A 25301-nucleotide genomic window follows, 5' to 3' on the forward strand; every position below is an offset into this window, starting at 1 on the left:
ATGAATGCTCACGTCGTAAATAAGGGCTTACGTTGCCTCAAGTGGCTACGTTGCGCCGCGCGCGATCTACAGCTGACAGGCGGCCGGGTTGCATTGAGCGGTGCATTGGCAATCAGCCTTTCACCCGGCACCTTCGCCGCCGAGATGAACATACGGGCAGAGTTTCAACCGGACTCCGCACGGCCGAATCACAACACGTTCGTTAACAAAACCCCCAATAACAGCGGTTATTGTCGTTACTACCCGGCTGACTGCGAACGCAGAGGCATCTACAGCATCAGTGCACCGGTGTATTTCAACAATGTGGCGACCATCTTCGCTCACCATGCCGACCCGCGCCAGGGTGCCATGATCACCGTGCCTGGCGAATGGCGGACACTGACCGTAACCCATGCGCAAACTCAAGAAACAGAAGAAGTCAGAGTCCGCATTATTGGCTTTGGTACGACCATGGATACCTCGCCGCACACAATCCATGATCTTGTGCCCAATGCCAGTAGTTGGCTCGATGCTTACAACAAGTTATGGAATGGCCAACGATGGTCTGTGGCCCCACCCCCCTGCATTGGAAAGTCCACATCGCTTTTTGACGGCAAGCAATTTATCTTTTTTTGGGAAACACCGTCGGTCACCACGGCCTGCGGCAAACAAGCGCTCTACGACATCCCCTACCTGATATTTAGGTCACTTGATTTTGCATATGAACTGCAAACGCCGAACCCGCTGCAAATGTCATCGGGCGAATACACGGGGCGCATAACGTACACGCTCGGCCCTTATCAAGACTTTGATATGGGAGACGTCATGGTTCCCAGGGACACGCTACTGACGCTCAATTTCTCACTGGGCGTGTCACACACCCTGAAAGTTGATGTTCCGCCCGGCGGCAATCACGTTGAGCTGGTGCCAAAAGGTGGCTGGCATCAATGGATGTTTCAAGGTCGCGCCCCTGAGAAGTTATACCGCGACCAAACCTTTCTTATCTCCGCCAGCTCGCGCTTCAAGATGAACCTGCAATGCCAATACGTCATAGGCGATACCTGCGCGCTGGATAACAAAAAGAGCCACCGGGTGCCCCTGGACCTATTGGTCACGCTACCCAACGGCCTGGGCCGTGAAGACGGTTCTGCCGTCAATCGTCAACCCCTGTTATTGAGCGGTGCAGGCACGCAGTTGTTCCAGCCCAACTATTACGTGGACAAGCGCCAGGCAACCCTGCACTTCGAAATACAGAAACAACACGTCAAGGACATGCTCTTTCAGGAAGGCACGTATGCCGGGAATGTCGTGGTTATTTGGGATTCAGAAGTCTAGCCGCGCCAGCGGTCTCTCGTCAGTGAGGTTTAAATATGAAAGCGGTCTATGCAGCAGTTGCATTGTGGGGTGTGTCGCTGGGCGCACTGGCAGGTCCCAACATTAATGTGGGCCTGGTCTACGACTATTTAGACAGCGATAAAAACACGTATTTGAAGCGGGTATTCAATGGGGGAACCAGCACCGCTTTTGTCCGGGTTCAAGTCATGGAAATGCGCTTAAAAAACGATGGCACCTTTGAGGAGACGACACTTAAAACCCAAGCCAACCATTCAACCCGTGACGGCTTGATGGCCAGCCCGGCGCGCCTGATCGTACCGGTAAACGGCACCCAGGGAACGCGCCTGTTGTTTATGGGCGAACGCGACGCAGAGCGCTACTTTCGGGTCAGGTTTGTCCCGGTGGTGCCCGAAAAAGAAGATGAATTCGGTCAGAGCGATGAAGACAACGACGCCTACAAAAAAACCCTCACGGCCGGTATCAATGTGCTGGCGGGTTACGGCACGGTCTTTTTTGTACGGCCCAGAGAGGCGCGCTTCGATACCCGGATTGAGAACACGAGTCATCGTTACACGTTGCGCAATGAGGGCAACACGGTGGTGGTGGTCGACGAATTCAAAGACTGCGCGAGCGATGCGCCACTGGACTGTAAACCCACCACCAAGACCCATGTGTTACCGGGTAAGGCGTACGGTTTTGACAAGCTCGCGGGGCGACTGTATCGCCTGACGCTGGTAGAAGGTCATGCGCAAAAGACTATTGAGGTTAAAGGCTGATGCGGGGTTGGCGCAAAACCCCTTCGCAACTGGCCGCAACGCTGGCATTGCTGGTGTGGGCTTCGCACGCCCCCGGCGCACGTGATGAGCACACGTTTGAGGTTTCGGTCAGCATTCCGACTTACTCGCTGTTTGTGATACCCGTCGACCCCAGCTTTCTGGAGCAAGAGCAGCGCATGCACTGGAACCTGGTCAACGACACCCTGCAACCGTTACGCGCCGAATTTGATGTGGTCAGCGCCACCGGTAGCGTAACCGCGCGGCTTGGGTACGAACCGGTGCTATTCAACGGCCGCGATACGATCGCATTGAACGTGACGTTCAATCAGCAACCGCTGACCCAGCAAGACACCGTGATCGTACGGGCTGATGAGGCATGGCCGGGTAAACGGGTGGCCTTGCGTATCGAGGCGCTGAAGCCAGAAGAAGGTTTTCGCGCTGGCGAATATTACGGCAGCGTGCAAATCACCTTCGATGCCGCAGCGCCCTGACCCTCTGGGCCAAGCGGACTAGTCCGGCACAAGGTCAGCCCGTCGCGCACTGGATGCAACAGCATCTGAGCGGGGGGTTGCATGCCTCGCGAATCGCGTTGAAGCGCACGATGACACGGGGTATGGAGAGACTTATTCAGGCGTACGATCGCCTCTTTGCGCGTGCGCCTGAAGCTGTTCCAGTTCACGGCGCACCATGCTTGCGTATTCAGCGGGACCTGAACCATACAACTGCCCTGCCACCCAACTGAGCCAGGCACCCTTCATCGTGGGCTTTTGGGCAAACAACTCAAGCGCCTTGGCTCTGGCTTGCACAGCGTATTGCTGATGAAACGTGCTGCGCGACACTGTCACTCTTTACTGGCCTTGAAGGTCAGTTCACCTTTGGGCCATTTGGCTGCTTTGGCAGTGACGGTTTTCAGGGTTTTGCTCAAGCCAGTGGCCAATTGCTCATTAGCGGCAAAGACCAACACCACTGTCTGACCTTCCTTAAACACAATGCCTTCACCTTGCGGCGAGCTGACATAGGCATAGTCGCCAATGCCGTACACCGTCATTTTGATTTCTCGAAACTTGATCTCTAACTTGCCACCTTCACGGCTGGGAAGTACCGCTGCGCGAAAGTGATCCCCGACCTTCAACTGAAGCCCAGGTTTGTCATCCACCACTAACGCGGCGGCGGTATCAATCTCGGCAATGTAGATACCTTCAGACGTTTGCTCGGTGACGTACACAAAATGCGATTGAAACAGTTTGACCAAACGCGCCCGCAGGTCACCCAACACGAACAACGCATGCATCTCCAAATTGCTGACTGCCAACGAAAAACCCTCGAAAACATGAAGTAAAACTGCCACACAACAGACCGGCAGCACAAAAGAGGCACTGACCACCAAGATTATAAAATCTGCGTTCAGCAAAGCCCGGAGCGCTTGGGCCAGGAACAGTGGCTGGATGCAGATTAGGATGCTTGTACCTCAGGCACAACGTTGCAGGCTCAATGTGTGAAGAACACCGGCCATTTATTACATGAAACGCAACGGCCCAAGACATTTAAAGGAAAATCCTGTACGTAAAGGCGAAAAGCCTTACGCAGCGTTTTTAAAATAAACCTTACAAATACATAAACGAAAACGCATTGAATGCGACAGCACTCACCGCCTTGACCTGACTCAAACAACCATCTGCGCAACAGAATCGTATGAGGAAGACTCTGCATGGACACAACAGATGAACGTCCAATCGCTACCTGCCACACCGATAGCCTGCCTGAGGTCTCGACTGGGGGGCCATTCTACCGGCTCAAGCCCGATCTTGGGTATACACATCATCCGCTCTATCAAGTGATTGCGATCAGTCATGGCTTTTTTCATGTACGCGAAGCCGGTACGGGTCAGATAAAAGGCTTCAGATGCAGCCATAACGATGCGTGCAAACTGGCCATCCATCTCGAAAACAAACAGCTCGACTGTGCTCGCACCGCACAACCTTGAATTGAGGGCTTTCGTCAGGTCGATGACTTTACTGCGCCACTACCTCCCAACAACTGCCATACTCGCGCAAAAACCGACCCGGCCCATGTCGCCGGGTTGTCTCGGCTCCATTACCTCCAAGGGAAAGTGACACGTGACGGAATTTGATATTGGCGAGTTTTTCATCCGCGGTGAGGCCAGAGAAATCGATGGCGAATTTCAGGCAGTGATTGTGATGCGAGCCAAACCGCCTCTCAAAACCGTCACCTACCATCAGGTCGAAAAGGATCGCTGGTTCAAGACTGCTGATGTTGCAGCCATCGCAGGTAAAGAGGCCGCACTCGCCCTCAAAGCGGCCGTAGACGCCGGTGCCCTTAACGCTTGAATCCTTGTCGGCTTTCGCGCCTCAAGGATCAGAGCGCCGGGCCGATACCAAGGTGAGTAACTGTTTAAGAGCATCACTGATGATTACCTTGAATATTGACACTCGCCTTGCGGTCAGCCCCACGCTGACGACCGGTAAACCCGCCAGCGACTCAAGCCTGGCGCAACTGATGTCGCAAAACGAAACCGAGCCCACCCCACGCTCAAGCGACGATCCGGTTGAAGCCCTCAAAAAACGCATCAAGCAACTTAAAAAACGCCTCGATCAACTCCAGCAGCAGCTGCGTGAAGCCAATGCACGCATGGCGGCGGTCAAATCCGTGCGCTACCGCAGTGAAGAGGCCAGAATGTCGGCCATCATGAGTGCAAAAGGTCAGGTGGTCGCCCTGAACAGCGCAGTTTCCATCGCACTGAGCTCGCTCTTTCAAGCCGAAAAGGCACTGATTGGCAGTATCAACCTCTCAATTTGATCTGTGGTCTACAGTGATAACGCTTATCGGAGCGAACTCTTGAGGTTCTGTAGCCTCAGATAGCCTGTAACCCGCATTTACCTTTGGAGATGAGCATGGACGAGACACCCAAGACGCTGGAAAATCTGTTCAGTCAGCTTGGCCTGAAGAGTGACGAACAATCAATTGAGACCTTCATCGCAGACCATCCGCTGGCCGAAGGTGTGAAATTGGTCGAAGCGCCTTTCTGGTCACCCTCCCAAGCCAGCCTCTTGAAAGAGAAACTTCTTGAAGACGGTCCCTGGGCGCTGGTTGTCGACGAACTGAATGTGCGCTTGCACACGTTGCGCTAAGCCCGACGTCGCATTGCCAAAGGGTTGGCGCTTAATTGCGCCAACCAGGCCGTCTGACACTCTTGTGCTTGCAGACGAGTGGAAAACGCCGTACCGCGCTGTTCCCCGTTAACCAATACCACCCAGCACGCCTTCTGCCCGGCTTCGCGCATACCCTGTGGCACACCGCTACCGATCATCACTGCAACATCGACTTGATAACTCATGAGGATCACTCCTGGCATTTAGTTAGCCTGCTAACGATGCCGGCCATCATAGTGACTAAATGCCGCAGGAAAAAGCTATACCCTGCATAGCTCAATTGCATGAGCGGTAACAATATCAACGCGTGGTCACACCAAAACAGGTGCCTGCTGATCGTAAACCGGTCGCCCGCCTTCTTGTGGCAGGTTGAAAAAAACCTTGTCTACCACCCCCAACCCCTCGCCAATCGCCGCATTCCAGTTAGCGGACTGATGGATGTAGCGTTGGCGCAGCAAACGCTCTTCATCGCTCCTCAACTCGATGTGTCCGGCCATTGCCTGAGCACGGATCTTTGTGGCGATGGGCAAAAGCTCATCAGGCAGTTGCGTGTCGGCGATACTTAAAAGCGGGTTGAAAGGTACGCCCTGCTCGCATGCCAATTGATGCATAAGGTGCAAATACACCCGCGACAGATGCCCATACACCCGACGCTGCATATAAACCGCCGCCTGTACGCGTGTGATCGGGTCATCGCGACTGCCTGCCTGACCGGAGACCGTATGGACCTCCAGTAACGCCTGGGGGTCTGAGTGGTCCAACAGGTCGCGCGCCTGCCAGCCCGGCAGTTGAGCGGCGGTGCTCTTCCATGCATGGGTGAGCGTCAGCGGCGTGCTGGGGCTAACCCGGTTAGTCTCCCAGCGCGTCAGGTAAACCTGCTCTTGCATCTCAATCGGGTAACCTCCCCCCACATCGGCATGCACCCCGGGTACAGCAATGTCCAAGGGCCACTGCGGGGCAATGCGGCTCAGGGCAAAATTGCGTCGTTGCTCATCCCGAGCGCTGAGTTGCACGACCTGTTTGGCGCTGTCCGGCCCCAGATAAAGGTTAAGTCCAGGATTGATGTCATCACTGATGTCACCCAAGTCCTTCATCCCGCCCATGGCCGCTACCGTGTCAAACAACCCGATAAAACGGATTTCGCAGGTAAAGTCCGCCGCCAGCTCCAACAACGTATCGAAGCGTGTGGCGTTGACGAGATTGGCAAAGTGTCGCGCCGCTGCTGCGCCACGGCTAAAGCCGAAAATATCCAACTGCAAACCCCTCAGGGAACGGGGTGGCACATTCAGCAGCACACTGTGCAGGCACTGGCGCAACCGCGCATGCGCTTCTTGCGCTTTGCCTATCACTCCGGTTCGACCACGGCCATAAGTTTGAGCCGGAAAACGCGTATCCGCCTGCCCTGTCGTGGTACCTATCCCGCCGATATAGAGCGCAGTGACCGCGTGGCCCAGCGCATTAAAAACCGGTTGCACCGGGTAAAGCTGGTAAAGCCTGGCGATGTTGGTCGGGACGCCGGCATAACTGCTGGCGGAGTCAACCGGCAAGCCCTGAGCCTGTCGTGCCTGACCTGTCAGGCTGTTGAACTGGTTATTGGCTGTTCCATCAAAAAACACACCGACACGCAACACACGTCCCGTGTTGCTGAAATTGTTCATTCATCCTGCCCTCAAAAAAATCGGCCTCATGCCAAATCCACGCACCAATATAAGGGCGTGCAAACGCTGAAACCAGCGCAACGTCGGTCAGGATTATTCAGGGGTAAGCACGTCAGGAATAAGGAGTAAACCTGCGTGTGAAAAGCTACCGGGACCGCTTTGCGCGGCCCGGCAAGGTCAGGTTAGGCCTGACGCTGATGCTTGTCGATTTGCTCGTGACGCTCTTGAGCTTCGATGCAGTACTTGGTGGTAGGGCTGATCAGCAAACGCTTGAGGCCAATCGCATCGCCACTGTCATCACACCAGCCAAAGCTGTCGTCCTTGATACGTTCCAGCGCTTGCTCCAATTGCGGCAGCATGCGTTGGTCGCGATCAATCGCGTTAACCAGCCAGGTACGCTCTTCTTCAACCGACGCCGCATCCGCAGGGTCGGCCGGGGTGTCCAGGCTCTCGATTGCGATGCGATTCTGCTCAATACGCTCGTGGGTTTCGACCTTCATGTTTTGCAACAGCTCAGTGAAAAAAGCATGTTGCTCGGCATTCATGTAGTCATCCGCCGGCATGGCCAGCAACTTATCCTTTGTCATTGATTTCTCTATAAAAAATACGTGCATTAAGGCGAATTAGGGAGCGTCCTGACCGATCTTCATCCCAACCAGTTAGGTGCCATCTATTTCAAGCGCCACCCGGCACTCAATTTACGAGGGGCGGCAGTCTACGGCCGACTTATCGACTCAGCAACTGAAATGACAGCTATTTGTCCAGTAAAACCTGGAAAAAGACGAAAAACTTGTCACGCAGGGGCTAATGGAGTGCGTTTGTAGCAAGAAATTCCACACAAGCACGGAAAAAGCACGAAACACGGTACGACACAAGTCCACAACCACTCCCTTGGAACAGCACCTACAGCACGGACGACTAAAGGATTCAGAACTCAAGTACAGATTTTTTACTTGAGATGGACGAATCCCCCCGTGAGTAACCGTGAATGACCTTTGTACAAAGCCAGGCAAATTCGATTCAGCCCACCCCGTCCAACACTACTGAACCTTCAGGTAATACAACGCCGCTTCAACAAAAGCCGATTGCTGCGCAAAGCGGTACCTCCCCACATGACACCGACCCCGATTTAATGTTGGCGTTAGCCTACAGCCAGACACTGCGATCCAATGGTTCGGGCCGGACTGTGGACGGTAAACCCATCACACTGAATGTGCCGCCAGACTCAAAGTTTGGGCATTTACGCCATCAGCTTTCCACGGCTTTGAGAAATGCGGTGTTCAGGGAGTGGTTACAGGAAAAAAGGCTTACCCGAGATCCAAAAATCAGTATGAGATCCGACGGCAAAGTCATCATCCGGGATCGAGTGGGAGCGGCAGGAATCAATCAGTCACTGCTCAACAATATTGTTCAGGCGTTGCCTATCGTGAACGCCTTGAAAACCCACCCTGCCACTCAAGGTGGTGTCAGCCCGTATACCTACACGCCAGATTCGGCCTCAATGGATGAAATCGCCCAATTCTATGGCGAAACCATTAGTGACAATTCAGAGGTTAACAAGCAACGCGCAGAAACGATCGCCAAGCATAAAAGCTTTCAGGAACCGCTGGGTAAAACGGTGAACATCAACGGTATTGAATACAAAGCCGTAGACATCTTGAGCGCGCAAAATGTTCCGTTTGGAGAGTTGCTCAACCATCGCACCCTGCTGGCTGAATTAACCAGCAGGGTTAATGCCAAGTCACTCGATCTGAACACAACCCTGTCCATTGCGCCCAACTCCCGTTTCAGCCTCACAGGTGAACACATAGAGGGCGAAACGGTGAGCGTTGCTCAGTTCATTACCGCTCATGGCTGGAAACTGCCTACCACCCATGAAGAGTTAGCCAACCTGACCTCGGTACTTAAAGAACCGCCGTTACAAAGCCCTCCCCATGGCAACTTCGGCGGTGGCCTGACTTGGCCTATTGCGCTAAACACGCAACAACAAAATGCGGTCAGGGTCGCGGCAAAAGAGATCTTAAAAAACCCGTTGCCGGGTTTTGAAAGGGAGCTTGTGAACCTTAACGTCTTTGATTACGTGACGGATGACGATCGCTGGCTACAAGCCGATGTGAGTGATCCTCGCAGCGTGCTAGAACAGTTGATCAAAATGCCAGCAGCCCAGGCCCATGGCGCCGCCCTGCGAGACAAACTCGAAGGGGCCGAGAGCGCCACCAGTGCTGATGATTGGCTCTTAACCTCAATGGCCCTGGCGCTTGAGGAAAAAGCCAATGACCCTTCACCGGGCAGGCATACGGTCGCCGGGTACGATTTAAGCCAGTCGCAGCATTGGGGTAAACCCCTGTCTTCAATACAAGAAGGCCTGACCCAACACTTGATTGACACTCAGTCACTGCATAAGCCAAACCTGGCCCCTGTCGCAGCTTTTATGCTTTTATCGCGCAAAGCGCCCGAGGTATTGGTTAAGGATATCCCTGACTCTTTGACCTACGGCTCGCACACCTGGGTTGACTTCAAAACAGCCGTCGACCGGATCGAAGCCCAAGCGCCGGGTAAAACCTCGACGATGAATTTTGCGCAAGTCATGTTGCATGCTGATAAAGCGCCCATCACTGAAGCCGGTGAGCGCATTGAGCACATTGCTAAAGAAGAAGCGGTTATCACGTGGGGGGTTTGCAACGGATACCTCAGTAAAAAAGACCTGTACACGCCTGAAGAAGCCCTGACTGCCAAACAGGCCTATAACACGCGCTTGAACGTGTTGATTGAAGCAGCTCACACCCGTACTCAAGTGCCCCCGGACAGAAAAAAAATAGCACTTGAACAGCTGGAAAACATATACGGGCGCAGCACCGACTTCGAAAGAAAAGTCATTTACCAGCGGCATATCAACCCTTCCCTAGGCGGGGGTGGGCTGGCGAAAGACTTCGCCGATGCCGGACCTTATTCATTGCTCGATTTGTGGGTATCCGGCGAGTACGCCTCGTCCTTTAAAACCTGGCAGTCAACGGATCCCGCCATTGGCGTCGCCCCTATGGTCTCCTCGACCCAAGCCACTAACGCAACCGTGTATGAAAACAAACTCTCTGCGCACACCTCTGCCATTAATCTCAGTATTGCAACTCACCTCAAACTGCTCATTTCGAACCTGCCATTAGCCGATCGGAAAATAATAGAACATGGAGAAATCAGCCTGTTTCGTCATATGGACGTCACGACGAACAACTCCAAAATAATTGCTCGCGAGCCCGCCCCGGATAAACCGCTACTGCTCAACATTCATCACAAGGGCGCCTATACCACTTACGAAATAGACTTTATGAAAGGCTGCATCACACGGCGGCCAGGCCAGGAAAAACTAAAGCCTGTGACGCTCGTACCACCGGGCGGTTTCGCCATCATTGCGCTAAAAGCGACCGATATTGAACAGGTTATACCGGCGCCTGATACACCCGGCCTGATGCCCCTTCAGGAAGGTAATAGTGAAGCGCCGCTCAATAGTTTTGACAGCGACCGAACCCAACTTATCGCCCATGCCGTAACAACGAACGCTGGCATTAAAGAGGCCAGCAGGGATGTGCAAGGTGGCACCACGACGTTCGACACCGAGCACCCGGTCACAAGGCAGATCCTGAATTTAGCCGTCAATAGCATCCCGTTAGTCAGCAGTATCAAGAGTTTCGCCAAAGGTGATATCGCGGGGGGAGTGACTGATCTGACCCTGGATATTTTTGGTTTTATTGTGCCGGGCGTCAAAGCCGGCAAAGCGGCAGGCGGCTTGGCCAAAGGTGCTTCCACGACTTCACGCTATATCACTCTCGCCAGCAAAGTGGCCAAAGCGCTGATAGTGACGGCCTCACCGACAGACATCTTGACCGGCTTGGGACGTTCAGTGACCACCACCGCAAATACAGCTTCGCGCATAACGGCCCGTGCAATCGAAACCCTGCGGGGGGTAGAGAACAGCGTGGACTTTTTCAAACTGGCCAAGCACAGTGATATCGCTCACGGCAGTTTAAAAATAGCGAACGGTGGCGACCACGTAATACCTATTACCGCGAAACACGATATCAACACGGGAAAATGGTACGCCTATGACGTGCCAGGTCAAAAAGCCTACGGGCCCCCACTCGAAAATTTTCAACCGCAAACCTCCTCGATCAGCCCATTGCCATCGTCAAAACCCTCCCTGCTTGATACGGGATTGGCCCAAGATAACGTCATCCGTATGGGGGGCGGCATGAAAGAGTTACAGCTCATTGCTGATGAAGTGCATACCTTTACGGATACCTACAAAGGGACGCAGCGGCTTAACATCGTAGCCCATGGCAACGGCGCGTCTACGCTCGACAGATTTTTGGGCGAAGGCACTAAAGTGTGGGTCGATGGCAAACCTTACGGCGTAAACAGTTTTATACAACTGCTGAAAAGTAAAGGGGTTGACCCTGCGACCTTCGACAATGTCCGACTGCTGATATGTCACGCAGGAGAAGGTTATAAAGGTTTCTCGTTTGCAGATCGCTTCCAGAAAGCCATCAGAAAACCGGTCAAAGCATTCAAAGGTCCCGTCGCACTGGATTGGGGGTCAACAAGAGTCACCGAATATAAAAATAACTTGATCAAATCACACTTAAACGCCCATCCAGGCAACAGCCTGCAAACAGCAGAATCAGCGGCTGAAAAATCATTGCAGCAGCAATTTGCCAGCCTCCTTGATCCCGAGGTCAAGAAAGACCACGGGCGAATCATCAGCTTCAAAGTGTCGGCTCTCGGGGAACCTGCCAGATATGAAGACAGGGCGATCAATTACAGGCCCCGCTATTTCAATCGTTATCACTAACACCCACCACTGGGGTCGCCATCGTTTGATGAAGCCCCCAAATTATGCACCCCTTCAGCGCTTGAGTTTGCGCTTGTTGCGGTACTGATCGATCACCACCGCCACCACAATAATCAGGCCTTTGATGATGTCCTGAATGTAGGCGTCGACACCCACAAAGGTGAAGCCGCTGGCCATAACGCCCAGGATCAATGCGCCGATCACCGTGCCGGTGATCCGGCCGACCCCGCCCGCCAGACTGGTGCCGCCGATTACCGCTGCGGCGATTGCGTCCAGTTCATACGACATGCCCATGCCCGCCTGCCCGGTGGCAGCCCGTGCGGAGGCCACAACGCCCGCCAGCCCTGCCAACAAACCCGCAATGCTGTAGACGATGATCAAGTGCCGTTTGACATTGATCCCCGAGGTGCGCGCCGCCTGCATGTTGCCGCCGATGGCGTAGGTGTATTTGCCGTATTTGGTGTAACGCAGGGCGATGTGGAAGATCAGCGCCACCACCAGGAAAATAATCACCGGCATCGCGCCGTGCCCGATGGCCGTGTAGGCGTCTGAAAGCATGCTCACCGGCTGGCCTTCGGTGTAGTAACGCGCCAGACCACGGGCCGACACCATCATGCCGAGGGTGGCGATAAACGGCGGAATGCCAGTGATAGCAATGATGCTGCCGTTGATCGCGCCCGCCAGTAGCCCCACACCCAGCCCCGCGACGACGGGTATCCACACCGGCAAGTCGGTCAATGACGGGAACACCGCACGGCTGAAGTCCGAAGTCTGCGCCAGGCTCGCGGCCACCATCGCCGAAAGTGCCAGCACCGAGCCGGATGACAGGTCAATGCCGGTGGTAATAATGACCTGGGTCACACCAATCGCCAGTAGCCCGATCACCGACACTTGCAAAATCATCAGCACCAGACGCTGAGAGTTCATCAAAAAGCTCTGATCGCGCACGATCCAGCCAAACACTTCAAACACCAGACCAATACCGATCAGCACCAGAAAAATGCTCAGCTCAGTCGGAAACCGGCGACGGGGCTTGGTCGGGGCTATGGCGGGTTTGTTTTCGGTTATTGCGTTCATGGACAGGTACCCTCTCACTCTGCTGTGCTACCGGCCCGGTTACAGCCAGCGCGCCGAAATGGTTAATGAATTGCGCCAATGCCCGACGCCAGTTGCATCACCCGCTCCTGAGTCGCCTCGCTGCGGTCCAACGTGCCCATCTGCTCACCTTCATGCATGACCATGACCCGGTCACTCATGCCCAGCACCTCAGGCAGCTCCGAGGAAATCATGATCACGGCCATGCCTTCGCTGGCGAGAAAGGAGATCAGCCGGTAAATCTCGGCCTTGGCGCCGACGTCGATACCCCGGGTCGGCTCATCGAGAATCAGCAAACGCGGGTGGGTCATCAGCCACCGCGCAAGCAGGGCTTTTTGCTGGTTGCCGCCCGAGAGCGTGTCGATGCATTGTTCGAGTGAAGGGGTTTTGACCCGTAGCTTTTTGCACATGTCTTCGCACAGGGCACGCAGGGCTTTCTGCTGGATGAAGCCCTTGCCGACGTAGTGCGGCAGGATCGCCATTTCCATGTTCTCCAGCACCGACAGGCACGGGAACAGTCCGGTCAACTTGCGGTCTTCAGTCAGCAGCGCAAAGCCCTTTTCAATCGCCATTTGTGGGCTGGAGACCCGCACTGGCTGACCGTCGAGTTGAATGTCACCGCCATCACTGGGGGTGATGCCAAAAAGCGTTTCAGCCACATTGGTGCGCCCCGACCCCATAAGCCCGGCGATGCCCAGGATCTCACCCGCATGCAAGTCGAATGACACGCCTTTGAACACACCGTCCAGACGCAAATCACGCACCGACAGCAGCAACTCGCCCACCGGGTTTTCACGCACCGGAAACAACTGGGTCAGCTCACGGCCGACCATCATCGAGATCAAGCTGTCGCTGTCCATGCTGTCGGCGCGTTGCAGGCCGATGTAGGCGCCGTCCCGAAACACCGCGACCTCATCAGCGATGGCAAACACCTCGTTCATTTTGTGGGTGATGTAAATGATGCCTTTGCCCTGCGCCTTGAGGTCGGCAATGATCGAAAACAGGTGCGTGACTTCTTTGTCGGTAATCGCAGACGTCGGCTCGTCCATGATCAGGATGTCTGAGTTGTACGACACCGCCTTGGCAATCTCGACCATCTGACGTTCGGCGATGCTCAGGTTGCCGACCAGCTCTTGCGGGTCGAGGTTGATGCGCAAGCGTTCGAGCAATTGCGCGGTGCAGTGGAACATTTGCTTGTGGTCAATCATGCGCAGGCCATTGAGCTGCTCGCGACCGATCCAGATGTTCTCGGCAATGTTCATGTGCGGCATCAGGTTGAGTTCCTGATGGATCATTGCAATGCCGGCTTGCAACGCGGCCAGCGGACCGCTGAACGTCACAGGCTTACCGCGCAACCTTAACTCGCCCGCATCAGGCTGATAAATGCCTGCGATGATTTTCATCAGCGTGGATTTACCCGCGCCGTTTTCACCCATCAGCGCCAGCACGGAGCCTGGACGCACGCGCAGTTGCACGTCATCCAGTGCAATGACACCGGGAAACCCCTTGCTGACATTGACCACTTCCAACAGATACGGCGCAGCGGCCGTGAAGGCGGTGGGAGCAGGTGTTACAGCCAGGGTGCTTGATACAGTCGCTGACGCGAGCATAGCCAGTACTCCTCAGATGCCCCGGTCAGTGGCCGAGACAGTGGGCAAGGCGCATGCCTCGCCACTTATTGTTGTTATGGGTGAGTGGCTGACTACTTGAAGTCTTTGGCGTTGTCTCGGGTGATGAGCTGGAACGGCACCCAGACGGCTTGTTCTACCGGTTCTTTGTTGATCATTTTCATCGCCGTGTCGACTGAGCCGTAGGCTTGCCCTTTAGCGTCCTGAAACACCGACAGCACCAGCTCGCCCTTCTCCACGGCGCGTACGCCGTCCGGTGTGCCATCGACGCCCGCGATCAGCACACTGCCTTTCGCGACGCCCGCCTGTTTGAGTGCCATGGCGGCACCGATGGCCATTTCGTCGTTGTTGGAAACCACCGCGTCAAACTGACGGCCCTGGGTGATCCAGTCATTGGTCAGGGTCATGGCCTTGTCGCGCAACCAGATACCGGTTTGCTCCTGATCGACTTTGATATCCGGGTACTTGGCCAGTACTTCTTTCACACCTTTGGTGCGGTTGGTGGTGGAGTTATTGGCCAGATCCCCGAGCAGAATCACGATATTGCCCTTACCGCCCAGCTTGTCGGCCAGGTACTGCATCTGCATTCTTCCGGCTTCAAAATCATCGGAGGCGACAGTGGCAACGCCCTGGGGCAAGTTCTGATCGTCCGGGCGACGGTTGACGTATACCAGCGGGATACCGGCTTTAACGGCCGCCTCGGTGATGCGTTTGGTGGCAGCGGTGTCGACCGGGTTAACCACAATGGCATCGACCTTTTGACCGATGAAGCTTTCAACCTGGCTCAGTTGCTTGACCACATCAGCGCGCGCGTCTTCAAACTGCAACTGCACGCTTTCGGGGTAGGTTTTGGCTTTTTCGTTCATCGACTCACGCAAGTACGTGAGGTAGGTGTCATCAAACTGCGACATGCTCACGCCGATCTTGATGTCCGCCAGGGCAGCGCCGCTGGCGAACATCACGGACAGGGCGAGGGAAGCGATACGTAGGCTGTGTTTCATTGCGGCAGTCTCCACATTCTTGTTGGTTTTATAGATGCGGTACTTGGTGTCGATTCACTGAAATCGACTCTATTGGAAAATAATTTCCATATCAACCTGTTTTAGAATTTTAAAGCGCAACATTTCTATTTTTCTTCCGCGCCCAACGTGATCACTTCGCAGGTGTGTGCGCTGGTTCGCGCCGCGTCCAGCACACGCAAAGCCTGCAACACCTGTTGCGGCGCAACCGGCACCCGGCCCGAGCCTTGCACGGCGTCGATCATGAGTTGGTAAAAGCGCTGCCAGCCACCGTGCTCGGTGGGCACGCGCTCGCGTTCATCACCGTGCTCGAACCACCCCCAGCGTCGATGCTCTTCGGCGCCCCAGCGTTCGCCTTCGGTTTTGGGGGTGCGCCCGGCGAGCACCGCAGCCTCCTGACCATCCAGCCCTTCAACGCTATAACTACCCAAAGAGCCACTGACGCGAAAACGCGGGCGCGGACTGTTTTGCAGCACACTGGCGCCAAGGTGGGAGATCACGCCATTGTCATGGGTTAACGCCATAAAAAAGCTGTGATCGACCTCTGGATGCTCAGGACTGTATGCCAGCTCGGCATACACCGAGGTCACCGGGCCAAACAATTGCAGCGCCTGATCAACTTGGTGACTGCCCAGATCGCGCAGCAACCCCCCGCCACTGGCACTGCCCACCGACTCTGGCGAAAAGCGCTCGATGAACGACTCAAAGCGTGTGACGACGCCCAATGCACCCGCCTCAAGTAATTTGCGCACCGTGAGAAAGTCCGAGTCCCAGCGCCGGTTTTGATACACGCTCAACAGCACACCCTGACGCTGGGCGGCATCTACCATCGGTTGAGCGTGCCGCGTGTCGGCGGCAAAAGGCTTGTCACTGACCACCGCGATACCCAGCTCGATGGCTTGCATGACCAGCTCGGGACGCCCTTGCAACGGCGTGGAAATGACTAACAGATCAACCCCCGCCTCGACCAACTGCGCCAGTGTGTCGAACGCCTTGACGCCTGGGTAATCGCGGGCCAGCCGTTGGCGTCGTTCGGCTGAACGCGTGACCACGCCAGCAAACGTCACACCCGCCAGGCTGGCGATCAAAGGGGCATGAAAAAAACGGCCACCGTGGCCAAAACCGATAAGCCCTATGCGCATGGCAACCTCTCCTTAAAAAACGGTACATGCCACCCGCAGGCGCTGGCGCAACCTGCACCAGCGCCTGCGGGAGAGGGTTTGTTAGCCGTAAAAATGCGGGCGTGGCGCCAGTTCAACGTTCACAATCGCCCCGCTGCCCTGCGCTTCAATGCACGCATCCGCTGCAACGGCAGCAGCAAAGCCGTCCCAGGCCGACGGCCCACCCACCCGGCCTGCGCGCACGCCATCAATAAAGGCTTGCAACTCGACGTCGTAGGCCGCGATAAAGCGGTCTTTCCAGTCCATCAAAATCGCATTCGACAGCTTGGCGCCGCTGCGCAATTGCACCTGCGAAGGCTCCGGCAATTTGGCGATCCCGGTCTCGCCCACCACTTCGCATTGAATGTCGTAGCCGTACTGGCAATTGACGAACACTTCCACATCAATGCGCGTGCCTTTGGCGGTTTCAAGCAACACGATTTGCGGGTCGCGCAAATGGGCCAGGGCTTTGCTGGTTTTACGCGGGAAGACCACTTGCACCGACACAAAGTCGTCGTCGAGCAGCCAGCGCAACACGTCCAGTTCATGGATCAGCGTGTCCGTGATGGCCATGTCGGTTTTGTAGTGTTCACCCACGCGCGGGTTGCGGTGCGCGCAGTGCAGCATCAGCGGTTCGCCAATCTGCCCGCTGTCGATCACGGCTTTGAGTGCCAGATAACCGGCGTCGTACGGGCGCATGAAGCCCACTTGCACCAGACGTCTGCCCTGCGCGATTTCAGCGTCGACGATGTTGCGGCAACCTGCTGCGGTGACCGCCAAGGGTTTTTCGCAAAACACCGGCTTGCCGGCCTTGATCGCCGCCAGCACAAACTCTTCGTGGCTCGGCCCCCAGGACGTCACTAACACCGCGTCCACTTCGGGGGCATTGATCAGGGCGTGACCATCCGGGTACACCTCGGCGGTCAGCCCCAGTTCAGCCACCACGTCGGCGGCCTGTTGCAGGTTGATATCCGTGACCGCAACTACCTGGCTATTGAGCAAGGTCTGGCTGCAACGGCGGATGTGATCGCGACCGATTGCGCCCGTACCAATGACGCCTAACTTCAACGCTTGGGTGTTCAACGACATGTGCAGACTCCTGTTGGATGGATGAGCGCGCGTTGCAATCAATACTGCCGCGCGTTGGCGAGCTGACGGTTGAGGTGCTCAGCGGCCTGGGCCGTACGGGCGCTGGTGGACACTTGCGCCACGCCCACGCGCCACCACGACAGATAGCCGTGGATCATGGTTTTGGGCAGCACTTTGATGTCGATCAGCGTCGATACCGTCTGCAAGCGCGCATCGGCCAGCGCCGCATCCAGTTGTTCAAGGGTGCTGACCTTGTAGGTCTTGCAGCCATACGCGGCCGCGCTCATGGCGAAGTCCACGGGCACCAGGGCGCCATCGAGCTTGCCGGTTTTGGGGTTACGGAACCGGAACTCGGTGCCGAAGCTGTCCATGCCGTTACCCATTTGCAGGTTGTTGATACAGCCGAAGGCCATGTTATCGAGCAGCACCACGTTGATTTTTTGCCGTTCCTGAATCGACGTTGCCAACTCGGAGTGCAGCATCATGTAAGAGCCATCGCCGACAAAGGCGTACACCTCGCGCTTAGGCTCGGCCAGCTTGACCCCCAGCGCCGCGTTCACTTCATAGCCCATGCACGAGTAGCCATATTCCACGTGATAGGTATTCACCCCTTTGCTGCGCCATGCCCGCTGCAAGTCACCGGGCAAGCTGCCAGCGGCCGCCACAATAATTGCGTCGTCTGCCAGCGTGCGGTTGAGCACCCCCAGCACCTGGCTCTGGGTCAGGCAGGAACCGGTCAGCTCGATAAACTCGCGCAGCACGGCCGGGTCCATGTGGTCACTGATTTCAGGGGTGAAGTCCGGTTGCTGATAGTCGACCTGATACACCCGGTCGACTTCGGCCTGCAATTGCGCCTTGGCCTGTTGCGGCGCGTCGCCCCAGCCAGACCGATAGTCGCTCGCGGACAGCGCCTGGCCCAATGCTTCAAGCCCCGCCAGCGCATCGGCAATCAGTTGCACGCCATCGAGCTTGAGCGCGTCGCAGGGGCTGACGTTGAGGTTGAGAAACTCCACATCGGGGTGTTGGAACAGCGACTTGGATGACGTGGTGAAATCGGTGTAACGGGTGCCGATGCCAATGATCAGGTCCGCCTGGGGCGCCAGCAGGTTGGCCGCCAGACAACCGGTCTCCCCCACGCCGCCCATGTTCAGCGGGTGCGCCGAGACGATGGCACTCTTGCCGGCCTGGGTTTCGGCGAACGGGATAGCAAAACGTTCAGCAAACGCCTGCAAGGCCGCGTTGGCGCCCGCGTATTTGACCCCGCCGCCGCAGATGATCAACGGCGTGCGCTTGCGCTGTATCAGTGCCTGCGCATCTCCCAGCATCGCGGGTGTCGGCAAACGCCGGTCGATACGGTGCACGCGTTTTTGCAAGAAGTAATCGGGGTAATCGTAAGCCTCAGCCTGCACGTCTTGGGGCAAAGCCAAGGTCACGGCGCCGGTTTCGGCAGGGTCGGTCAATACGCGCATGGCGTGAATCGCGGCGCTCATCAATTGCTCGGGGCGGTTGATCCGGTCCCAGTACTTACTCACCGCCTTGAACGCATCGTTGGTGCTGATGCTCAGGTCGTGGAACTGCTCGATCTGTTGCAACACCGGGTCAGGCTGACGGCTGGCGTACACATCGCCCGGCAGCAATAGCAGCGGAATCCGGTTAGCGGTGGCCGTGGCAGCCGCGGTGATCAGGTTGGCCGCCCCCGGTCCGACGGAGGCGGTGCAGGCGTAGATCTTGCGCCGCAGGTGTTGCTTGGCAAACCCGATGGCGGCGTGAGCCATGCCTTGTTCGTTACGGCCCTGATGCACCTGCAGATCACCGCTGTCCTGTTCCAGCGCCTGGCCCAGCCCCAGCACATTGCCGTGACCAAAAATCGTAAACACCCCAGCCACAAATTTGCTCTGGACCCCATCGACCTCCACGTATTGGTTGTCGAGAAATTTCACCAGAGCCTGGGCCATGGTCAGTCGTGTCGTACTCATCTCTGCACCCTTGAACATGCACAGCCGCTACACGCGCTGTGGCTGGAATTATTTGGCGGTGGGCATGCTGAACTCGGCGCCTTTGGCGATGCTGTCCGGCCAGCGCTGCATCACGCTTTTGTAACGGCTGTAAAAGCGGATGCCCTCTTCGCCGTAGGCATGGTGGTCGCCAAACAGTGAGCGCTTCCAGCCACCAAATGAGTGCCAGGCCATCGGCACCGGAATCGGTACGTTAATCCCCACCATCCCGACCTTGATCGTGCGTGCAAACGCCCGGGCCACACCGCCATCACGGGTGAAACAGGACACGCCATTGCCAAATTCGTGGGCATTGATCAGTGCTACCGCGCTGGCAAAGTCAGGCACCCGGACGATCCCCAGCACTGGGCCGAATATTTCCTGCTGGTAGATGCTCATTGCCGGGGTGACCCGGTCAAACAGCGTGGCTCCCACAAAAAAACCTCGCTCGGCGCCCGGTACTTCAAGCCCGCGCCCATCCACGACCAGGTGTGCGCCCTGGGCCACGCCCTGATCGATAAAGCCAATGACCTTGGCTTTGTGTTCGGCCGTTACCAACGGCCCCATTTCACTCTCGGGGTGCAGGCCGTTGCCCACTTTGAGCCGGTCAATGCGCGGCAGCAGCTTCTCGATCAGTTGATCAGCCACCTCGCCCACGGCCACGGCAACTGATATCGCCATGCAGCGTTCCCCGGCAGAACCGTAGGCGGCGCCCATCAGCGCGTCGGCGGCCTGATCGAGGTCGGCATCGGGCATCACGATCATGTGGTTTTTGGCCCCGCCCAGTGCCTGAACCCGTTTGCCGCGTGCGGTGCCTTGCTGGTAGATGTACTCGGCAATCGGGGTCGAACCTACAAAGGAAATGGCTTCGATGTCCGGGTGCTGTAACAGCGCGTCGACCGTGCTTTTATCGCCTTGCACCACATTGAACACGCCATCGGGCAAACCCGCCTCGGTCAACAGGCGCGCCATCAACAGGCTGGCAGACGGGTCTCGCTCGGACGGTTTGAGAATGAAGCAATTGCCCGTGACCAGTGCCAGCGGAATCATCCACAGCGGCACCATCACCGGGAAGTTGAAGGGCGTGACACCTGCGCATACACCCAATGGCTGGCGCAGGTTCCAATTGTCGATACCGCCGCCAATGTTGTCGCTGAAATCCGTTTTGAGCAGCGTCGGCGCACCGCACGCGTACTCAACGATTTCAATACCACGGGTCACTTCGCCCTTGGCATCGGAAAACACCTTGCCGTGTTCGCGGCAAATGATCTGCGCCAACGCGTCGTGATGTTCGTCCAGCAGCTGCTTGAATTTGAACATGACCCGCGCACGCCGCAGCGACGACTGCTCGGCCCAGGCCGGAAATGCCTTGAGTGCGCTGGCCACGGCGGCATCCACGGTTTGCTGGCTGGCCAGCGCCACGTGCGCTTGCACGCTGCCGGTGGCCGGGTTGAACACCTCGCGCAAACGCTCGCTGCCTGCGTCTTGAACGTGGCCGTCAAGGTAATGGCCAATAATCGGGGTCGTGCTCATTGTTGTTGTGCTCCCAAAAGGTCAAAGATCCATCAGCCAGCTGTGCTGCGGGTCGTTGTGAAATTGCCAGACCCGCTTGGGACCTGCCATCACGTTTAAGTAATAGGACTCGTAACCGTAAGGCACGCTCACCGGGTGATAGCCCTTGGGCACGACCACCAGGTCGCTGTTTTCCACCGCCATTGCCTGGTCAAGGCTGCGATCGTCGGTGTACACCCGCTGGAACACAAAGCCTTGCGCCGGGTTGATCTGGTGGTAATAGGTTTCTTCGAGAAAGCTTTGGTGTGGCAGGTCGTCAGTGTCGTGCTTGTGCGGCGGATAGCTGGATGAATGCCCCGACGGGGTGCGCACCTCGACCACCAGCAGCGAGTGCGCCGGCTCGGTGTCCGGCAGGATGTCGCACACATAACGGGTATTGGCGCCTTTACCACGCACGCTGCGCTTCATGCTCTGGGGGCTGATCAGTCGCGGGCCGAGGCCTGCACTGGCCGAGCCAGGGGCTGCGCACACCGCGATTTGCACGTCACTCAGGGCCTGCACGCTGGCTTGACTGCCGGGCGGTAAATACGCGGCAAACGGGGACTTATCGTCGAACACCGACAGGCGATCGCCAATGTCGGGCCAGTTGAAAGCGCCCTGCTCCGGTGCTTCGCCACCGATACTGGCCCGACCGCTGAGCAGCACCAGGCACAGCTCCTGGTCCCCGGCCGCCACCGGCAAGGTTTCACCTGCCTTCAGCCGGTAAGCGCTGAACCCCACGTATTGCAATGCACCCGGCGGCAGTTGCACCACCGTTTGACCAGCAGCCTGGCTTTTGATCAGCAAACTCATGAACTCACCCTCGCGTCCAGCAACGCGCGCAAGGTTTGATAGCCTTTTTGCGCATAGGCAAAACTCGGTGCGACGGCCGGGTCCTGCTCGGCTTCAACCACCAGCCAGCCGTGGTAATCGGCCGCCAGCAACACGTCCAGCAGCTCGGCAAAATCAATGTCGCCATCGCCCGGCACCGTAAAAGTGCCGTTGATGATGCAGTCAGGGAAGCTCCACAGGTGGTTGCGCGCCAGTTGCACCACCGGTTTGCGCACGTCTTTGAAGTGCACATGGCAAACACGGTCGATGTGCTTGCGCAGTACCTCCACCGGTTCGCCGCCGCCCATGTAGCAGTGGCCCGCGTCGAATAACAGGCCGACTTCAGGGTCGGTCAGACGCATCAAGGTGTCGATATCGGACGGGGATTCAACGTAAGCGCCCATGTGATGGTGATACGCCAGACGAATGCCCTGCGACAGGGTGAAGCGCGCCAATTCGTTGAGCTTGTCGGCGTATGCCTGCCAGGCCTGTTCGGTGTGAAAACGCGGGCGCTCGATCAAGGGAATGCGCTGGCCCTGAATCGAGTCGGCGACTTCGCCATACACCAGCACCGTGGCACCGTTTTGCGCCAGCAGTTGCACATGGCTGGCAATGGCGTCGATTTCTTGCGCGGCCGAACGTTGTGCCAGACGGCTGGAGTACCAGCCCGACACCAGCGCCAAATCATAGGGGCGCAGCACGTCGGCCACGCCCTTGGCGTCTTTGGGGAACTTGCCGTTGAGTTCAAAGCCTTCGTAACCGATTTGCTTACCCTCACTGAGGGCGGTGCTCAATGGGGTCTCGCCGCCCAGCGACGGCAAGTCATCGTTACTCCAGGAAATCGGGTTGATGCCAATACGGATAGCGGGCATGGCTGCACCTATTATTGTTGTGTAAGTAAGTCCCTGGCAGTGACCGCCCGCCAGCGCGAGCGGGCCTTGCGGCACAGGCTCAGCGGCGAGCGGCTTGCCAGGCGTCAATCAACTGCACAAAGGTGCGCTGCACGTGCTCAATCAGCGTCGCATCGTCGATTTCACCGGCCAGCCAGGCGCGACCGGGTTCCTGAAAAATCGTGCGTCCCACGGCAAAGCCCCGGCAGGTGGTGCTGTTGCGAGCTTGGCGAAACCCTTCAGCCAGCGCCGCCGCCGGAGCATTCAACCCCAGCAGCAGCACGCCACGGCAATACGGATCTCGCGCTTGAATCAGCGCATCGAGTTGTTGCCAGACCGCAGGGGTTTGCGCCTCGATTTTCCACCACGCCGGGTAGATCCCCAGGTTGTACAAGCGCTTGATGGCGCGGTACATCACATCGGGGAAGGTCGAGGGGTGGTCTTTGGGCGGGATGATTTCCAGCAGCAGTTCGTGACCGCTGGCCAATGACGCCTGATACAGCCCTTTGATTTGTGCCTCCTGCTCCAGTCGCAGCATTGGCTCATCGTCGGGATGGAATTGCACCAGGCATTTGATGATGTGTTCTTGCGGCCAGGCAATCAGGTTGCTGCCAATCGAGCGCCCGTGCTCAAACGCCAACGGCCTGGAGCCTTGCACTTCAACCGGGCGCGCGATCCACCAGCCTCGACCGGTGGCCGCATTGAGCGAGTCCTGACCGAAACGCTGGTCAGCCAGCAAGCCGACATCGGCGTCGATGCCTCGTTGGCGCACGTCGGTTTCAACCTGCTCCACGGCGTTGATGAACAACTGCTTCAACGCGCAAATGCTGGCGTGATCCCGGCCATATTGCTGCGCCATTTCCAGTAACTGCCAGCGATGGTCGAACGCGAACACAAACAGCTGTTGCCACTGTTTGCGCGGCACGCTGACTTGATGCAAACGCTGCAAGGCTTGGTCTTGGTCTGGCCGGGTAATGGGCACCGGGCTATTAAACAGGTAATCGAGTTCGGCGCGGGTCGGCATGGCGGGGGCGCACGCGTGGCGCGATACCACCAGTGCACCGCAGGCATTGGCAAGCTGGCAGCAGCGCTCGTCGGTGGCATCTTCCAGCCAGCCACTCAGGAAGCCCGACATGAAAGCATCGCCTGCCCCCAGCACATTGAGCACGTCGACACGTACGCCTGGGTAAATGGCGCCGTCTTCCAGACGGGCCGGGATCGGGCCGTGAATCACCGTGCAACCTTGCGGCCCCAACTTGACCACCAGCGCCGCTGCCGTCAGCGAACGTACTTTACGCAGGGCCGCCAGCAAGTCTGTACCACCACCTGCAATCAGAAACTCTTCTTCGGTGCCGACGATCAAGTCAAAGCGCGGCAGAATCGACTGTACATGGGCGCTGACAGTCTCATTCGCGACAAAACGGGTTTCGCCATCCGCCTTGCCGGCCAAGCCCCACAGCACCGGGCGATAGTCGATGTCGAGGACACGCCGGACGTTGTGTTGCTCGGCGTATTCGAGCGCCTTGAGACTGGCCTGATACACGCCTTCAGTAGAAAAATGGGTGCCGGTAATCAGCAACGCTTTGCTGGCGCCTATAAAGGCGGGGTCAATGTCATCTGCGCGCAAGGCCATGTCGGCACAGTTCTCACGGTAGAACACCAGGGGGAAGGTTTCGCGGTCTTTTAGGCCCAGCAGCACCAGGGCCGTGAGGCGTTGCGCATCGACTTTGACGGCGCTGACGTCACAGCCCTCGCGGGTCAATGATTCGAGCAGGAAGCGCCCCATGTGGTCGTCACCCACCCGGCTCAACATCGCTGAACGCAACCCCAGGCGCGCCGTGCCAAAAGCAATATTGGCTGAAGAGCCACCCAGGTACTTGGCAAAACTGCTGACGTCTTCGAGCCGCGCTCCGACTTGTTGCGCGTAGAGGTCGACGCCCAGGCGTCCAAGGCAGATCAGATCCAAATCACGCCCTGTGGCAAAACGAGTCTGTCCCATGGTGGCTCCTGTTATTTTTATCAGCCTGCGCTCATCACCTCACACGGCCCGAGCGCTCTTCGTGAATCGAAGACTAAAACGTCGCCGCGCAATAAACAATATTTATTCCATATAATTTTAATGTAGAATTTTTGTTCCAGATTGATCCTGCCTTGTTTTTTTTCACGCGTGCATCGATTCAGCGCTTCGCCGTTTGAGTCGCTGGTCAGGATTTTATGTGCACCGACCCTGTAAACTGCGCAACCAACAGGCTGCCCGATACAACCCAGCGCCCTCTATAAGGA

At 56.9% G+C, this 25301-nt stretch carries 23 protein-coding genes; 8 read left to right on the forward strand and 15 right to left on the reverse strand.

Annotated elements, in window-relative coordinates:
* Genes GYN01_RS00695 through GYN01_RS00705 form a run of 3 tightly spaced genes read left to right on the forward strand, consistent with a single transcriptional unit; the run spans position 1 to position 2581 of the window.
* Complete coding sequence (locus tag GYN01_RS00695; protein ID WP_238936063.1) at positions 1-1314, forward strand: hypothetical protein; 1314 nt, start codon at positions 1-3, stop codon at positions 1312-1314.
* Between the two features lie 35 nt (positions 1315-1349).
* Positions 1350-2090 carry a pilus assembly protein gene (locus GYN01_RS00700; RefSeq protein WP_048399496.1) on the forward strand — a complete coding sequence of 247 codons (741 nt, stop codon included), beginning with the start codon at positions 1350-1352 and terminating at the stop codon, positions 2088-2090.
* Positions 2090-2581 carry a CS1 type fimbrial major subunit gene (locus GYN01_RS00705; RefSeq protein ID WP_048365456.1) on the forward strand — a complete coding sequence of 164 codons (492 nt, stop codon included), beginning with the start codon at positions 2090-2092 and terminating at the stop codon, positions 2579-2581. The genes GYN01_RS00700 and GYN01_RS00705 overlap by 1 nt, the downstream gene beginning before the upstream one ends.
* Before the next feature lie 132 nt (positions 2582-2713).
* Here GYN01_RS00705 and GYN01_RS00710 read toward each other — a convergent pair whose 3' ends face one another.
* Both GYN01_RS00710 and GYN01_RS00715 read right to left on the reverse strand, forming a co-directional pair.
* On the reverse strand, positions 2714-2935 hold the full coding sequence (locus GYN01_RS00710) for a hypothetical protein (protein ID WP_193387785.1): 222 nt from the start codon (positions 2933-2935) through the stop codon (positions 2714-2716).
* A complete protein-coding gene (locus tag GYN01_RS00715) occupies positions 2932-3402 on the reverse strand; it encodes a hypothetical protein (RefSeq protein WP_048365548.1) in 471 nt (156 codons plus the stop codon). Before GYN01_RS00715 ends, GYN01_RS00710 begins: the two co-directional genes overlap by 4 nt.
* Positions 3403-3798: 396 nt before the next feature.
* Here GYN01_RS00715 and GYN01_RS00720 point away from each other — a divergent pair, with 396 nt between their 5' ends.
* The 4 genes from GYN01_RS00720 to GYN01_RS00735 all read left to right on the forward strand — a co-directional run bounded on the left by GYN01_RS00720 (position 3799) and on the right by GYN01_RS00735 (position 5239).
* Positions 3799-4074, forward strand: coding sequence for a hypothetical protein (locus tag GYN01_RS00720; protein WP_203306444.1), 276 nt, complete (start codon positions 3799-3801; stop codon positions 4072-4074).
* Between the two features lie 133 nt (positions 4075-4207).
* Complete coding sequence (locus GYN01_RS00725; RefSeq protein WP_048365453.1) at positions 4208-4438, forward strand: hypothetical protein; 231 nt, start codon at positions 4208-4210, stop codon at positions 4436-4438.
* Positions 4439-4517: 79 nt separating this feature from the next.
* Positions 4518-4907 (forward strand): hypothetical protein, encoded by a 390-nt coding sequence (locus GYN01_RS00730; protein WP_053221308.1) that lies wholly within the window; start codon positions 4518-4520, stop codon positions 4905-4907.
* 95 nt (positions 4908-5002) lie between these two features.
* On the forward strand, positions 5003-5239 hold the full coding sequence (locus tag GYN01_RS00735) for a DUF2789 domain-containing protein (protein WP_048365451.1): 237 nt from the start codon (positions 5003-5005) through the stop codon (positions 5237-5239).
* Here the strand turns inward: GYN01_RS00735 and GYN01_RS00740 are convergent.
* The 3 genes from GYN01_RS00740 to GYN01_RS00750 all read right to left on the reverse strand — a co-directional run bounded on the left by GYN01_RS00740 (position 5236) and on the right by GYN01_RS00750 (position 7505).
* Positions 5236-5445: a hypothetical protein gene (locus GYN01_RS00740; RefSeq protein ID WP_048365450.1), complete on the reverse strand. Its 210-nt coding sequence runs from the start codon at positions 5443-5445 to the stop codon at positions 5236-5238. The genes GYN01_RS00735 and GYN01_RS00740 overlap by 4 nt on opposite strands.
* Before the next feature lie 126 nt (positions 5446-5571).
* The gene (locus GYN01_RS00745; RefSeq protein WP_048365449.1) at positions 5572-6918 is read right to left on the reverse strand and encodes a phospholipase effector Tle1 domain-containing protein; all 1347 of its coding nucleotides are present in this window, start codon (positions 6916-6918) and stop codon (positions 5572-5574) included.
* A 182-nt stretch (positions 6919-7100) separates the two neighbouring features.
* Positions 7101-7505 carry a TraR/DksA family transcriptional regulator gene (locus tag GYN01_RS00750; RefSeq protein WP_047274833.1) on the reverse strand — a complete coding sequence of 135 codons (405 nt, stop codon included), beginning with the start codon at positions 7503-7505 and terminating at the stop codon, positions 7101-7103.
* A gap of 401 nt (positions 7506-7906) precedes the next feature.
* Between GYN01_RS00750 and GYN01_RS00755 the strand changes: the two genes are divergently transcribed.
* The gene (locus GYN01_RS00755; protein WP_203306445.1) at positions 7907-11761 is read left to right on the forward strand and encodes a hypothetical protein; all 3855 of its coding nucleotides are present in this window, start codon (positions 7907-7909) and stop codon (positions 11759-11761) included.
* Between the two features lie 54 nt (positions 11762-11815).
* On the opposite strand, the gene GYN01_RS00760 is transcribed toward GYN01_RS00755, so the two are convergent.
* From GYN01_RS00760 to GYN01_RS00805, 10 genes are all read right to left on the reverse strand, one after another.
* Positions 11816-12838, reverse strand: a complete 1023-nt coding sequence (locus GYN01_RS00760; protein ID WP_048399488.1) for an ABC transporter permease — start codon at positions 12836-12838, stop codon at positions 11816-11818.
* A gap of 62 nt (positions 12839-12900) precedes the next feature.
* On the reverse strand, positions 12901-14466 hold the full coding sequence (locus tag GYN01_RS00765; RefSeq protein ID WP_203306446.1) for a sugar ABC transporter ATP-binding protein: 1566 nt from the start codon (positions 14464-14466) through the stop codon (positions 12901-12903).
* Positions 14467-14558: 92 nt separating this feature from the next.
* Complete coding sequence (locus GYN01_RS00770) at positions 14559-15485, reverse strand: sugar ABC transporter substrate-binding protein (protein ID WP_048365445.1); 927 nt, start codon at positions 15483-15485, stop codon at positions 14559-14561.
* 125 nt (positions 15486-15610) lie between these two features.
* Complete coding sequence (locus tag GYN01_RS00775) at positions 15611-16645, reverse strand: Gfo/Idh/MocA family protein (protein ID WP_048399487.1); 1035 nt, start codon at positions 16643-16645, stop codon at positions 15611-15613.
* Between the two features lie 81 nt (positions 16646-16726).
* Entirely contained in the window at positions 16727-17752 is a 1026-nt protein-coding gene (gene iolG, locus GYN01_RS00780; RefSeq protein ID WP_048365443.1) for a bifunctional inositol 2-dehydrogenase/D-chiro-inositol 1-dehydrogenase, read from the reverse strand.
* Between the two features lie 38 nt (positions 17753-17790).
* Positions 17791-19728: a 3D-(3,5/4)-trihydroxycyclohexane-1,2-dione acylhydrolase (decyclizing) gene (gene iolD / locus GYN01_RS00785; RefSeq protein ID WP_203306447.1), complete on the reverse strand. Its 1938-nt coding sequence runs from the start codon at positions 19726-19728 to the stop codon at positions 17791-17793.
* Between the two features lie 48 nt (positions 19729-19776).
* Positions 19777-21279, reverse strand: coding sequence for a CoA-acylating methylmalonate-semialdehyde dehydrogenase (locus GYN01_RS00790; RefSeq protein WP_203306448.1), 1503 nt, complete (start codon positions 21277-21279; stop codon positions 19777-19779).
* 21 nt (positions 21280-21300) lie between these two features.
* On the reverse strand, positions 21301-22110 hold the full coding sequence (iolB, locus tag GYN01_RS00795) for a 5-deoxy-glucuronate isomerase (protein ID WP_048399484.1): 810 nt from the start codon (positions 22108-22110) through the stop codon (positions 21301-21303).
* On the reverse strand, positions 22107-23000 hold the full coding sequence (gene iolE, locus GYN01_RS00800) for a myo-inosose-2 dehydratase (RefSeq protein WP_048365439.1): 894 nt from the start codon (positions 22998-23000) through the stop codon (positions 22107-22109). Before iolE ends, iolB begins: the two co-directional genes overlap by 4 nt.
* Before the next feature lie 79 nt (positions 23001-23079).
* Positions 23080-25017, reverse strand: a complete 1938-nt coding sequence (locus GYN01_RS00805; RefSeq protein WP_203306449.1) for a bifunctional 5-dehydro-2-deoxygluconokinase/5-dehydro-2-deoxyphosphogluconate aldolase — start codon at positions 25015-25017, stop codon at positions 23080-23082.
* Between the last annotated feature and the right edge of the window lie 284 nt (positions 25018-25301).

Source organism: Pseudomonas weihenstephanensis (genome assembly GCF_016812185.1).
Classification (GTDB): Bacteria; Pseudomonadota; Gammaproteobacteria; order Pseudomonadales; family Pseudomonadaceae; genus Aquipseudomonas; species Aquipseudomonas weihenstephanensis.

Bases quoted from the DNA above. Each gene is read 5' to 3' on its own strand.
- GYN01_RS00695 (WP_238936063.1), top strand. From the start codon at position 1: ATGAATGCTCACGTCGTAAATAAGGGCTTACGTTGCCTCAAGTGGCTA.
- GYN01_RS00700 (WP_048399496.1), top strand. From the start codon at position 1,350: ATGAAAGCGGTCTATGCAGCAGTTGCATTGTGGGGTGTGTCGCTGGGC.
- GYN01_RS00705 (WP_048365456.1), top strand. From the start codon at position 2,090: ATGCGGGGTTGGCGCAAAACCCCTTCGCAACTGGCCGCAACGCTGGCA.
- GYN01_RS00720 (WP_203306444.1), top strand. From the start codon at position 3,799: ATGGACACAACAGATGAACGTCCAATCGCTACCTGCCACACCGATAGC.
- GYN01_RS00730 (WP_053221308.1), top strand. From the start codon at position 4,518: ATGATTACCTTGAATATTGACACTCGCCTTGCGGTCAGCCCCACGCTG.
- GYN01_RS00735 (WP_048365451.1), top strand. From the start codon at position 5,003: ATGGACGAGACACCCAAGACGCTGGAAAATCTGTTCAGTCAGCTTGGC.
- GYN01_RS00740 (WP_048365450.1), bottom strand. From the start codon at position 5,445: ATGAGTTATCAAGTCGATGTTGCAGTGATGATCGGTAGCGGTGTGCCA.
- GYN01_RS00745 (WP_048365449.1), bottom strand. From the start codon at position 6,918: ATGAACAATTTCAGCAACACGGGACGTGTGTTGCGTGTCGGTGTGTTT.
- GYN01_RS00750 (WP_047274833.1), bottom strand. From the start codon at position 7,505: ATGACAAAGGATAAGTTGCTGGCCATGCCGGCGGATGACTACATGAAT.
- GYN01_RS00755 (WP_203306445.1), top strand. From the start codon at position 7,907: ATGACCTTTGTACAAAGCCAGGCAAATTCGATTCAGCCCACCCCGTCC.
- GYN01_RS00760 (WP_048399488.1), bottom strand. From the start codon at position 12,838: ATGAACGCAATAACCGAAAACAAACCCGCCATAGCCCCGACCAAGCCC.
- GYN01_RS00765 (WP_203306446.1), bottom strand. From the start codon at position 14,466: ATGCTCGCGTCAGCGACTGTATCAAGCACCCTGGCTGTAACACCTGCT.
- GYN01_RS00770 (WP_048365445.1), bottom strand. From the start codon at position 15,485: ATGAAACACAGCCTACGTATCGCTTCCCTCGCCCTGTCCGTGATGTTC.
- GYN01_RS00775 (WP_048399487.1), bottom strand. From the start codon at position 16,645: ATGCGCATAGGGCTTATCGGTTTTGGCCACGGTGGCCGTTTTTTTCAT.
- iolG (WP_048365443.1), bottom strand. From the start codon at position 17,752: ATGTCGTTGAACACCCAAGCGTTGAAGTTAGGCGTCATTGGTACGGGC.
- iolD (WP_203306447.1), bottom strand. From the start codon at position 19,728: ATGAGTACGACACGACTGACCATGGCCCAGGCTCTGGTGAAATTTCTC.
- GYN01_RS00790 (WP_203306448.1), bottom strand. From the start codon at position 21,279: ATGAGCACGACCCCGATTATTGGCCATTACCTTGACGGCCACGTTCAA.
- iolB (WP_048399484.1), bottom strand. From the start codon at position 22,110: ATGAGTTTGCTGATCAAAAGCCAGGCTGCTGGTCAAACGGTGGTGCAA.
- iolE (WP_048365439.1), bottom strand. From the start codon at position 23,000: ATGCCCGCTATCCGTATTGGCATCAACCCGATTTCCTGGAGTAACGAT.
- GYN01_RS00805 (WP_203306449.1), bottom strand. From the start codon at position 25,017: ATGGGACAGACTCGTTTTGCCACAGGGCGTGATTTGGATCTGATCTGC.